This is a genomic window from uncultured Aquimarina sp., from assembly GCF_947492405.1.
Taxonomy (GTDB): Bacteria; Bacteroidota; Bacteroidia; order Flavobacteriales; family Flavobacteriaceae; genus Aquimarina.
On the sequence record NZ_CANLMP010000005.1, the window covers coordinates 102,975 to 115,605 of the forward strand.

The 12,631-nt window shown below is 33.8% G+C and carries 12 protein-coding genes; 3 read left to right on the forward strand and 9 right to left on the reverse strand.

Features of this window, described 5'->3' with window-relative positions:
* The first annotated feature begins 191 nt into the window (after positions 1-191).
* On the forward strand, positions 192-944 hold the full coding sequence (locus Q0829_RS18120; protein ID WP_298545808.1) for a hydrolase: 753 nt from the start codon (positions 192-194) through the stop codon (positions 942-944).
* A 143-nt stretch (positions 945-1,087) separates the two neighbouring features.
* On the opposite strand, the gene Q0829_RS18125 is transcribed toward Q0829_RS18120, so the two are convergent.
* A complete protein-coding gene (locus tag Q0829_RS18125; protein WP_298545809.1) occupies positions 1,088-5,398 on the reverse strand; it encodes a sigma 54-interacting transcriptional regulator in 4,311 nt (1,436 codons plus the stop codon).
* Between the two features lie 222 nt (positions 5,399-5,620).
* On the opposite strand from Q0829_RS18125, the gene Q0829_RS18130 reads away from it, so the two are divergent.
* Both Q0829_RS18130 and Q0829_RS18135 read left to right on the forward strand, forming a co-directional pair.
* Complete coding sequence (locus Q0829_RS18130) at positions 5,621-6,574, forward strand: helix-turn-helix domain-containing protein (protein ID WP_298545810.1); 954 nt, start codon at positions 5,621-5,623, stop codon at positions 6,572-6,574.
* Entirely contained in the window at positions 6,571-6,855 is a 285-nt protein-coding gene (locus tag Q0829_RS18135) for a hypothetical protein (protein WP_298545811.1), read from the forward strand. The genes Q0829_RS18130 and Q0829_RS18135 overlap by 4 nt, the downstream gene beginning before the upstream one ends.
* Positions 6,856-6,882: 27 nt before the next feature.
* On the opposite strand, the gene Q0829_RS18140 is transcribed toward Q0829_RS18135, so the two are convergent.
* From Q0829_RS18140 to Q0829_RS18175, 8 genes are all read right to left on the reverse strand, one after another.
* Positions 6,883-7,269, reverse strand: coding sequence for a hypothetical protein (locus tag Q0829_RS18140; protein WP_298545812.1), 387 nt, complete (start codon positions 7,267-7,269; stop codon positions 6,883-6,885).
* 106 nt (positions 7,270-7,375) lie between these two features.
* Entirely contained in the window at positions 7,376-8,059 is a 684-nt protein-coding gene (locus tag Q0829_RS18145; protein ID WP_298545813.1) for an isochorismatase family protein, read from the reverse strand.
* Between the two features lie 158 nt (positions 8,060-8,217).
* Positions 8,218-9,123 (reverse strand): alpha/beta hydrolase, encoded by a 906-nt coding sequence (locus Q0829_RS18150; protein WP_366893548.1) that lies wholly within the window; start codon positions 9,121-9,123, stop codon positions 8,218-8,220.
* Positions 9,063-9,467, reverse strand: a complete 405-nt coding sequence (locus Q0829_RS18155; RefSeq protein ID WP_298545815.1) for a nuclear transport factor 2 family protein — start codon at positions 9,465-9,467, stop codon at positions 9,063-9,065. Before Q0829_RS18155 ends, Q0829_RS18150 begins: the two co-directional genes overlap by 61 nt.
* A gap of 41 nt (positions 9,468-9,508) precedes the next feature.
* A complete protein-coding gene (locus Q0829_RS18160) occupies positions 9,509-9,883 on the reverse strand; it encodes a DoxX family membrane protein (protein ID WP_298545816.1) in 375 nt (124 codons plus the stop codon).
* Between the two features lie 12 nt (positions 9,884-9,895).
* Entirely contained in the window at positions 9,896-10,261 is a 366-nt protein-coding gene (locus Q0829_RS18165) for a hypothetical protein (RefSeq protein WP_298545817.1), read from the reverse strand.
* A gap of 58 nt (positions 10,262-10,319) precedes the next feature.
* On the reverse strand, positions 10,320-11,675 hold the full coding sequence (locus Q0829_RS18170) for an alginate export family protein (protein ID WP_298545818.1): 1,356 nt from the start codon (positions 11,673-11,675) through the stop codon (positions 10,320-10,322).
* Between the two features lie 66 nt (positions 11,676-11,741).
* On the reverse strand, positions 11,742-12,608 hold the full coding sequence (locus Q0829_RS18175; RefSeq protein WP_298545819.1) for an alpha/beta hydrolase: 867 nt from the start codon (positions 12,606-12,608) through the stop codon (positions 11,742-11,744).
* Positions 12,609-12,631 lie beyond the last annotated feature (23 nt).

Genomic DNA, 12,631 nt, shown 5'->3' on the forward strand with positions numbered 1-12,631 from the left:
AGCACCACATTTAGGTTTGGTTACCTGCTTTTTTTGATGATGAGTACCTGTTTCTTATGGAAGCAGGTGCTTTTTTATTTTTTTAAGAATACACTTTAATAAGTACTATGATTCCTATAATAAAGGATGTTTATTTCTTTGAAAGTGAGGTAATTTAGTAATAACAAATAACTCTCAAAATGACATTCACAATGAAAAAATCAGTAATCTCTTTTCTATTCTTCGCTTTCTTTACAGCCTTAGTTAGTGCTCAGTGGAAGCAGTATAACCCTAATCCTAACAATGATCCGGCTAACGCCTCTAAACAACTATTAAATCCTACAAATCACACATTACTGATGATTGACCATGAAAGTCAAATGGCATTTGCAGTAGAATCTCAACCTATCGAAGAATTAAGAAACAATACAGGACTTCTAGCTGCTTCTGCGACCTTATATCAGGTGCCTACTATAGTAACTACAGTAGCAGAAAAATCATTTAGTGGTCCGGTTTTCCCAGAAATTAGAGAATACTTTCCAGATGATTCTAAATATATCGACAGAACAACCATGAATTCTTGGGAAGACAAACGCGTAGTAGAAGCTGTAAAAAAAACCGGAAAGAAAAAGTTAGTTATCGCCGGACTATGGACAGAAGTTTGTACGCTTTCGGCATCGCTATCTGCTATGGAAGACGGCTATGAAGTTTATGTTGTTGTTGATGCTTGTGGAGGTACTTCTCAGGAGGCGCATAATTTTGCCTTAACACGTATGATAAATGCAGGTGTTATTCCTATTACTTCTTTACAGTATTTATTAGAAATTCATAGAGACTGGGCTCGAAGTGACATGTATGAACCTGTATTAAAAATTTCTAAAAGATACGGTGGTGCTTATGGTTTAGGAATTGATTACAACAAACAATTACTTAAATGGAATCAGGAAGGAGCTTCAAAACACTAATTTATTTCTTTAATTACAAATCACTGGAATAGACAACAATTCGGTTAGAATATCATAGCAGTGAATTTTAATCGAATTGTTTATGCTATTATAATCAAATAATAAAAGGTATTTTGATATTTTCCAGAATTTATTTCATCAATTTAGGATCGAGTAATATCTAATTTACGCATTCTAGATTCTAATGTAGAAGGAGCCACTCCCAATTTTTGTGCAGCTCCATTTTTACCACTTACCCTCCATTTTGTACTTTCCAGCACTTTTAAAAGATACGCGCGCTCCACTTTATCTTTTTCTTTTTTTATAACTTCCATATCGAAACTATCATCTTGCAAAAGAGTTTCATTGACTAATCCTCCGGTATGCACAAGTTTTTCTATACCAGGGATGTTAGAACGCCCTGGATATATCTCCAAAACTTTTCCTCGTTGCGAAATTATTGCTTGCTCAATTACGTTTTGAAGTTCACGAACATTTCCGGGCCAACTATATTTTTTTAATCTATTTAAGGTATTCTGAGTAAACCCTTTAAAAGGAAGTCCAAATCGCTCTGAGGCTTGTCTGGAGAAAAAATCAGCGATTAACAATACATCATCTCCGCGCTCTCTTAATGGCGGCACAAGTATCGGAAAGGAGTTCAACCGATAAAACAAATCAGCTCTAAACTTACCATTCGCAACTTCTTCTTCCAGATTTCTGTTAGTAGCTGCAATAACTCTAAAATCAAGTTTAATAGTATCATTACTACCCAAACGTTCTAATTCACGCTCTTGCAAAACACGCAGAAGTTTCGTCTGTAACTCCAAAGGCATTTCTCCTATTTCATCTAAGAAAATTGTTCCTTTATGCGCTAATTCAAACTTTCCAATACGTCGTTGCACAGCTCCTGTAAAAGCTCCTTTCTCATGTCCGAAAAGCTCTGATTCTACAATTTGAGCCGGAATTGCTGCGCAATTCACTTTAATAAGGACTTTATCTTCCCTATCCGAATTTTCATGTATAGCTCTGGCAATAAGTTCCTTTCCTGTACCAGTTTCGCCAAGAAGAAGCACAGTTGCATCTACTTGGGATACTTCTGTTATCTTTTTAAAAATTGACCTCATCGCACTACTATCACCTACCATTTCATTAAAATTATAGGCCTCTTTAACTGCTATTTGCAAATAGTCCTTCTCTAATTTTAGTTGATCCGACAAGTTCTTTACCGAAATGTTCGCGAACATTTTCTCTAAGGATAGCTGTAATGTATTCTGAATGGATCGTAAAACATCTGAATGTTCTTTCAAAAAAGTTTGATTATTTCTGCTAAATAAAAAGAACTGTATCATATGTTTTTCCTTTTTAAGTACAATATCATGCTTCAGTACCGCTTTGTAACCTAATTTTGAAGTGCTGGTTTTTGAAACTCCCTTTTTCGCTTCTAATTCGTTTAGAAAATTACTTTCTGGGAAAGCATATTTAGATAGATCTTTTTCCCATTTTCTCAATTCAGAAACTTCAACATTTTTGATTTTAGATAGTGTTTCTATATCTAAAAATCTTTTTTCCCTGGATGAGACCCACTCGTAACGGTATAGATTTCTTTCTTTATCTTCAGAAGTATCCAATATCAATGCATAAGAAAAAGGAATGAACCCTTTTAACTCATCCAGGATAGCACTCCATTTTTCAGCTATTTCTTCTTCTTTGGTGATTATTGATGAAAGTCTTAATTCTAGAGATTGCAACTCATTCTTTTTAATAATTTCTTTATTCGCCAGAATATTTGAGGTAGTTACTGCTACTTGTTTAGAAATAGCTTTATAAAATTGTAGATGATCCTCATTGTACGTGTTCTCTTTTTTTGATTTAAAGGCTAGCATCCCAAACATTTCTCCATTGGCAATTAAAGGACCTCCCAATAGTGTCTTTACTCCAGCAGCAACCATATCCTTATGTCGTGGATGTTCTGTTGTTTTTACCAAAGTATCCATAGCAACTATCACCGGACCATTTTCCATTAGCCATGCTACCGAAGTATTTTTATGTTTATAACGAGTAGCTTTATCTAGCTCTCTTGCTGTATATGAAGCACTTGTATCAAAACGTTCATTAATAAGTTCGAAATGATACTCTTTACTTGGATCTAACAACAATAATCCCACCTGCTCGAACGGAATAACATTTTTTATAGAATCATTTAAGGTTTTATATAGTTCTAAAGGGTTGTTAGAAGAAGCAATAGACTCCGTTAAATTAAGTAAGGTATCACTAAATTCCTTCTCTTGAAGTAACTGTCCAGAAGCAAGAATATTAGAAACTGCTACCGATAATTGCTCCACAACATTCTGAAATAATCGGAATTGAGATGCATCAAAATAATCTTTTTTTAAGGCATTTATGCAAAACATTCCATAAATCGTATCACCAACTCTTAAATTTGCCGCTAAACAATCCCTATATCCTGCCTCAATAAAATCTAACAATTGAAATTGATAATAATCAGGAAACTTTTGTTGTAAATCTTCAAAATCGAATAGCATTAGATTGTCATTCTCTGCTATGGTTTCTATCATCCACTCAATAAGCGAATCTTTGTGTTCAACCAGCTCTGTGCCCTCATTAGCTAATGCAAAACTCCAGTTTGAAGGACTTATCGATGGATCAACACCTACCAAATCATAATGATACTTTTTATCTTCGGTTAATATAAAAACACCAACATCATGAAATTTAAAAATAGATTGTAAGTTTTGCGCAGAAAACCTAAGAAAATCATTGAGGTTCCTTAATTCATTTACTTTCTGCGTAATTTGTAGTAATTGAGTTTTCTCTTGTTCACGCTTTTGGATATTCTCATTTGCCATCACATTTCCAAGGGCTATTGACACTTGCTCAGCAATAGCCCCAACCAACCTATAATCATCTTCAGAATATAAATCAGTTTGTTTTGTATTAAAACAAATAAACCCAATTCTTTTTCCGCCCAGGTTTAATGGAGAAACCAACATTTTTTTAAGCCCTGATTTGATCATGATCTCCCACTGAGGATTAGGGTATATTTTAGATTGTTCCATAACATCTACAATCCCAACTTCATCCATATATATCAATGCGTCTTTATTTGCCCCGGAATACGAGAAAGGACCTAACAAATTGTTACGGGCTAGTGTATTTTGAACATCATCTACTGTTCCTTCATCCAAAACCTCAAAAAAGACATCCTTTTCGACATCAATATAAAACAAGCCAGCATTATCAAAATCCAATAATGTTTTTAAGTCTTCAAAAATGACTCTAAACAATTCTTTTCTATTAGAGATATTTGATACTGCCGTACTAATATTTAGTAGCTTTTCTTTAAAAAATTTTTCTGACAACACCTTTTCATTAGCCAATATATTTGATACAGCTACGGAAATTTGCTCCGCAATGTTGTTAAAAAGCACAAGATCTTCTTCCTTATAAAAATCGTCTATAAGTGAGTTAAAACATAAAATTCCAAATGCCTTACCACCGTTTTCCAAAGGCGCGGCAATCATTTGTTTTAGCCCTGCTTCTATCATGTATTTCAATTGAGGATGCTGAGTTTTTTCATTAAGTTCCCTTAATGAAACTACACTAAGTCCTTTACGCATCAACCAATCAGCCGTAGAACCTTTATGTCTATATTTAGTATGCTTACCTAGGTTTTCTTCTATAATGATCTGAGAAATCGGAGTTTCTAGTACTTCCTGATCAATTAATTCATAATGAAAATCCCCACTATCATCCAATACGAACAACCCAAGTTCATCATAAGAAAAAACCGGTTTGATACGTTCAAAAATATTTTTGTATAATTGTTTTGGTGTATTCGCAGAGGCAATTGCCTCCGTGATACTCAATAAGGTTTCTTTAAACTTTTTTTCACGAGCAATGTTTTCTCGGTCAACAATCTGTCTTAGAGACACACTTAAATATTTTGTTACTTCTTTGAATAAAGGAATATTCTTTTTAACAAATCGACCCTTTTCTTTTGACCATAAAATAAATACTCCAAAAAGCTTCCCTCCATAGTACATAGGAGCACTTATAAATTCTCTCAAGCCACCTTCCCATAAAAATGGAAAATGCGGGTGATCAGAAAATTCATTCATCAATACTTTAAAGTCTACTATTTTTGCTTCTTCTAATAACGAATTCAAAGCATTGTCTGGTGGTAAAAAACCAGTTAACCCAGCACTTTTGATAGAACTAGAAACGTTATTGTGATTATAATAATCTACAGCAAAATCTCTATGCCAACCGTCTTCTCTTATTTCAAAAAGGCCTACATCATCGATAGTAAAAAGAGAAGAGATTTTTTCCAGAATAACTTTGATTAAATCATGAGTTTCTTCTGCATAAATCAAAGCTTCAAGAATCTTTGCTAACTGTGCAGTTTGTTCGACAGATGTGCTTTCGAAGGGTTTTTCGGAATTAGAGTGACTCATTTTATTCAATATTACGTACCAGGTTATAATTTACATCATATTCACGAAATATTCGTGAATATCGTGATATTTTTTCATTATTTTTTCGTGAATATAATGTACTTAACCCAAAAGCAATTTCCATAAAAACCTGTAAACAATTAAAAAACAGCGGTTTGACCGTAATTAAATTTTGTATTCCTTTTTGGCACCTCTTTGGAATATAGCAAACTAAAAAATGCTATGACTACGAATTTAAAATTGATCCCTAACCTAGACATTTTCTCTTTTGTAAAAAATGTTCTTCCTGATAAAACAACCTGTGGAATTGAAGGAATTACAGAAAAAAGTGAATTTTTTATGTGTCGTTTATCTGACGTGAAACCAGATGAATTTCTAAATTCTCCTTTTATCTATGATTTTTTCACGATCTATTTTGTAGAAAAAGGTTGTATCGCTAAGATCAATCAATTAAAATCTCTAGAAATTGGAAGAAACGAGATTTTCTTTTCAAAACCAGGAGAAATTAAAACCTGGCAAAAATTAGACAATCCTAATGGTTTTTTGGTAGCCTTTACGTTAGACTATCTACTACTGCTAATAGATGATAAAAACCTTATCAATACATTTGATTACCTAATGCCCAACTCACGACGTAAGTTCTCCTTGGATAAAGCAAGACTCAAACTCTATAAAACTGTGTTTAATGAACTCTACAAAGAGTTTAATACAATCAGCAAATATTCTGTAGAGCTTATAAAATTTTGGCTTTTTGTGATTCTCATAAAAACTAATCGAATGCACGCAAATGGTAATGGAACAAATGGATTGGGAGGATATAAAAAATCTTCGGATTTTATTTATAATAAGTTCATATTAATTATGGAACAAAACTTCAAGGATTTAGCTAGTCAGAAAGTAGATAGACCTTTTTTGGTGCGTGAATTTGCAGATATGCTAAATATTAATCCTACATATTTAGGAGAATGTGTGCGTAGAGCTAGTGGAAAGTCTGCCAAATCAATTATCAATCAACGAACCATGCTTTTAGCAAAATGTCAATTACTACATACTTTCAATAATATTTCTGAAATCGCTTATCAAATAGGTTTTGAAAGTTCTGGGTATTTTATCCGCTTCTTTAAAAAATACGAAGGTATAACCCCTTTAGATTATCGTAAAAAATGGCAAAAATGATCACATACATTAGATTTAGAGTCGCTCAATCCGAGATACGTCGATTTTTAAAGTTTTATAAAAATGGAATTACAAACTTGAACGACAAAAACACTATTTCTGATTATGAATTATCACAATGTCAATCAGAAAAGGAAAACTTTATACTAAGAATTTGCTGGAAGAGTGGTCATAAAACATCCTTATCAAAGGAAGATAAGATCCAACTGCAAATCTTTTTGGATAAAGTAAATGGATATAAAGATGATATTTTGGAAATGAGAAATTATACAGTTTTCTGATTTTAAATTATATAATTAATATTTTATCTAACGGAAGGCTTCATTTACAACTGAAGGATTACCTTCATAAATCCTAACTTTACTAATTTTATCCTTTTCAAAATCATATTGTATCACACGATCAAAATAATACATTGTACCATCTCTTTCTATGAACTCCTCAGCTATAAGTAAACATTTATCTTCACCATTTAGCCAATCGTATTCTTTAGTAATCTTATACGTTCCGTTACTTAATGCTAACATTTTTGAAAAATTCTCAAAGAAAACATCTTTTCCATAATGTTTCCCACTTAATTGATTATTTCCCGACATTTCGAGTAATACATTTTCATGGAGCATGTCTCTGGCCTCTGTAATTTTTCCTTGATAAGCTTTATTTATAAACTCTTTTACTTTTCTGACAAAATTCATTTCAAAACTAATTTTTATTAAACTTTCTTCTTTATTCAAAAACACACTACCGCTATCAATTATGAATCCATCATTTTTTATTCCGAGTGATAGTGTGTTTCATTTTTTAGAGATGTGCCATTAATGATGGAGTACCTATATGTTCTTGCATCATTTCTGCATTTTTAGCGACACCAAGATAATTTGCCATAGCTACCGAATATTGCCCCATATGTTCGCTTAATAGGTTTGCAATGTGCTCTCCGTTTATTTGAGTGTTATTTGCTAATTCTGCCAGTACAGCTACCCAAGTAGTTACTACTACTCCTGCCGAAACCAGACGTTTCATTGTTACTTCTGTAACTAGAGGATTCCAATCTGCAGACGCATCAATAACCGCATAGACGTCATACCCTTCTTGTGCTGCAGCAATAGCTGGAAATGCAACGCAAACTTCTGTAGCTAAACCAGACATTACTAATTTTTTTCTTCCTGTAGACACAACAGCCTCTTTTGATTTTGGGTCATTCCAAAAATTAACAAATGGTCGATCAATAATGCTTTCTTCTCCAAAAAGAGTTTTTAATTCTGGAATGGTAGGTCCATTGGGTCCTTGAGGCCAGCTTGTCCCCAATACGGTAGGGATATTAAATGCTTTCGCTGTTTTGGCATGACCCAGAATGTTATTTTTTAAAAGTGCTGGATCTATCGATGTTAAAAAAGTAGACAACCCAACTTGATGGTCTATCATAACGAAGCAACAGTTTTCTGGAGTTAGTTCTTCTGAAAATGGATTTGTTTTTGTACTCATTAGATTTTGTTTTATGGTTTAAAATATACCAACTAAGTTCTATGAAAAGGAACAAATAGCATTTCAAAAATTAGCGAAATAGTACTACTTTTTACAGTTATTTGAAATGAGGTTTTCTATAAAACCATCATCAGTTCTACTAAATCAAATCTTTTATTTTACACAAAAAAACTTAATAAACGTTCCGACAATTCATTGGGCCGTTCATCGGCCATCCAATGTCCACATTTTTCAATAACACCGCCATCTACATTTTCAGCTAGCTGTTGCCATCCTGGAACCATATAATTACCAGCTCCCATTTCCCCTCCCAGTGCCAAAACTGGAATTTTTAATTTTATCTTTGAGGTTTCCTTAAAATGTTCGGTATCATCGAATACCGCTCCAAAATGGGCAAAACCTGCTCGCAAAGCTCCAGGTTTTTGAAGTTGACGAACATACAGTTCAAAATCTTCCTGAGATACTGCATCTGGGTTATAACTCCAATGCCAGAAATACCATGCAAGCAATTCTCGTTCCTTTCCCGCTATAAACTGCACAGCCACATCGGGTACAGTAAAGAAAGATAACTGCCAAGCTTGCCAATTCCTAGTCGGTTGCAAACCATATTCGTATCCAAAACCTGGTGGTGTGTATTCTATAAAGCAGGCTTTTTTAACCATCTCTGGAAATTGAGCAACTAAAGAATAAGCGACTCCACCGCCATGATCATATCCAACCAGATTGATATTCTTAAGATTTAATTCACTGATGAGATTATACATATCCTTTGCCAACTGTTCTTTTTCGTAACCCGCAGGAGTAATAGAAGAACCGCCCATTCCACGAAGATCAGGAGCAATCACTCTAAATTTTTTAGAAAGTTTAGGCATCATTTTACGCCACATATGTGAATGCTGCGGAAAACCGTGAATCAGAAATAAAGGTTCTCCTTCGCCACATTCTATATAAGATTGATTAATTCCGTTAATTGCTTTTGTGTGATATTCAATTTTCATGTTTTTTAACTTAATATTTTGCTTAAATCTTGATCCGGAGAAACACTTCGGAAAACAAACTTCCATTCTGAATTGATCAACTTGAACTTATCCTTCATCACTGAAGTTCCCATAAACGCTCCATTAGATTTGTTTATGATATAAAGATATCCTGTAAATTGCGCAGTATCATTTTCTATCGTCACGACAGGGTTTAGAACCAAATGACGCGTACCTCCTAATTTCTGTGTAGTTTCATAAAATCCTTTTAACCAATCGATATATTCTTTGGCATTGTCAAAACTTCCAAAAGGACTTTCGAATTTACATTCATTCTCAGCCCATAAACCTATATGCTGATCAAATAATCCGTCATCAAATGTCATTTCAGCTCTGCTTTCAAGATTTATGATTTCTTGGTAATTATTCATTTTTAAAAATTTTTAATTTACACTTCTTCTTAAGTTACCTATCAACTCCATATATGCTGATATTTATCCTTGTTCTCCCATAACACCCATACGTTTATAAGCAACAATATGATACTTAGAACAGTATTTGAAGGAGCTAAGAATATATTGAACAAAAAAATTCCAACGGTTATTGGAAAAATAATCAATGCCCCAAGTCCTCTATATTTAGGAATAGTGAATAGAATTCCACCAATAATCTCAATAACCCCTACCAAAGCAAATAACCATCCCGAAGCTATCATAGCATTGATAAGAGCGTTTGCCTCATCTGGCATTTCTATTACAGGCATATGATTTGTGAATTTGCTTACGCCCGAGTTAAGCATCATTAGTCCGAAAAGTAGACTAATTACAAAGAGAATTTTGTTTTTCATGTTCCTATGATTTTAGTTATATAATTTTGGTTTCAAGCCAAGCTTTTTAGCTATATCCTTCTGAATACCCTCATCACTATACCTATATTCTACACCTGGTTCAGTTATTTTAATATTTTCATCATGATCTCGGATAAAATTTTTAATTCGCACACGCTGCTCAGATGTATAGGCTCCTCCTATGAGAACTATATCTACCTTATCTCTTTCTCGTAGCAGCTGAATTCCTTCTGTTTCACTCAATGCTCCATAAATAGTTAAATCACCAATCTCTGAAATGATTTGAATGACTGAATGCCTTCTGCCAGGATCACCTCCAAATAAAAGAATCACAGGAGCATTTGTGTTTGTTGATATTAATTCTTTAAATAATTTCATCTGTTTAAATAGTTTAAAAATGTTTATCAAATCAAAGTATATTACTTTGCATTTTGTATTAAAATCTAAAATGTAACGTCAAGTTTAAAAAATCACTGATCTCCATAGGGGTAGGATTATCTTTTACAAATCCTCCTGAATAAAAATGAGAATAGTTGATACTTCCTTTAAAATACTTATTGAAAGTATAGGTAAACTGAAAATCAAGTTGACTCCCTAGATATTCTTTATTAGAATCATTAGGCGCTAAAAACGGAATACCAGAGCCACCGATATAAAGACCATCTTCTACAGAAGTTCTCCAATACCAGGTCCAATCCAATAGAAAAGAAAACTCGTTGGTTTTTTCTATTGTAAAGCTAGGGTGCACATCCCAAAAATTTGCCGCATACAATGCTCCGGCACCTCTATAATATCCTTGTCTTGGATACATTGGATTAAAAGTATTGACCTTAGTATCTGTCGAATCTCTATCTCCTGTAAAATAATCTACTTTTAGCCCTATTCTTTTCTTTATAACATCTTCTGAATCAAAAGTGTACCCGACCTCTCCAAAAAAACCAAAAGCTGTAATATCAGAATCACCAACGGTCCCGAATTGTCCTGCAGCTTCCACATCATAATCCCAATGAGTACCTTTTTTATACACTCGGACTCCAATTGTATGCCTGGTTTCTTTACCATCAGCGTTAAAGAATTGAGAAGTATCATCTATAAAACCTAGATAGTAAGCATCTAATTTTCCCTTAAAAACAATAGCTTTTTTTGATTGCAAATAGCTCCCCCAAAAGGTTTCATCTGAATCTAAAACAGGATTATCAAGAATGCCAAAATCGTTCGTTCCGTACTTGGTAAAAAAAGTATCTGCTTTCCAGTCTTTACTATTGTACAAAAGAGAGATACCCTCCCAATAATGCCTTACATTGGGACCTTCTCGGATCGTCACAAGTCTACCTCGTCCATAATTTAACTCTTGTCTTCCGATTCTTGTGGTAAACGTATTTCTTTCTGAATTTAAAATCTTATAATCAACAAATGCGTTCAATAAGAAAAGTTCGTCTCTATCAATACTTCTTGGCGGAGCTTCCCTAAACGACTCAAAACCAGAGGCAGGTTGTACAAAAAACCTGAAATTATTACCAATATGCAGATCCGCATGAACCATCAATCTGGTTAATAAATAGCCTTCACCCTCATCATCACGATTTCGCGTACTTTCGTAAAATACCTTTACTTCTCCACCTATTGATATATAAGATGTTTTAGTATTGTTTAGAGGTACAAATTTCAAATGGTCTAATGTATTCGAAACCTGAGATGTATCCTTTAAGTATTCATAGTTTTCAAGAAACCTAACAGGTATTATTGGTTGATTTTTCTTTCTTTTTTCTTGAGCATTGACTGATACTGCCATTAAAGTGAATGATAGTATCAAGTTTATTATTATTTTATTATTCAACATCAAGAAACTAAACACATTTTATGGTTTTTTTAGAAATTGTAGTACTTGTTTCAATAAATACTCTGGTCGTTCTTCCGCTATCATATGTCCACAATTTGGAATTACACCACCTGTAATATCCGCACAGAAAGGTTCTAACTGTTGGAAAGTATAGGCCGATCCATATTGTCCTCCAAGAGCTAAGACAGGTACTTGTATTTTACCTTTTTCTATAGCTGCAGAAAACTGATCTGTAGTTATCAAAGCATCCTTGTACCAGCCTACACTGCCTCGAATCCCAGCTTTAGAAGCGTAGGTTCTCATATATTCATCTTTATCCTTTTCGCTAATTGCAGAAGGATTGTAAAGCATCAACCCATAAAGATAATTCCAAAATTCACGTTCTTTTCCATCAATAAGTGTTTCTGGCAAATCAATAGCTGCATTGAATCCAAAATGCCAATATCCGCCATGGTTTTCTTTTGTAAATGTGGTAAACTGATGTAGGTTAACACTGGGCAATGGCTCATCCAAATAAGTTATTGATGCAACCTCTTCCGGAAAATGAGCTGCGAAAAGAAATGTTGGTAAAGCCCCCATATCCCAACCTACCACATGTACTTTTTTAGAAATTTCTAATTGCCGTAATATTGCTCTAAGGTCTTCTACTAAATTTAATCCATCATAACCACTCAAAGGTTTATCGCTATCACCATAACCTCGCATATCTGGACAAATCACCGTATATCCATCTTCCACTAATTTCGGAGCTATTTTTCGCCAAGTATAGGATGTCCCCAACCAGCCGTGTACCAACAAAATTGGTGTTCCATTCCCGGCTTTTCTAAGATGAATTCTAGTGTTATTTACAAATAATTTATGTTGTTCAAAATCTTTAAATTTCATAGTCTATTTTTTTGTTTAGTCTA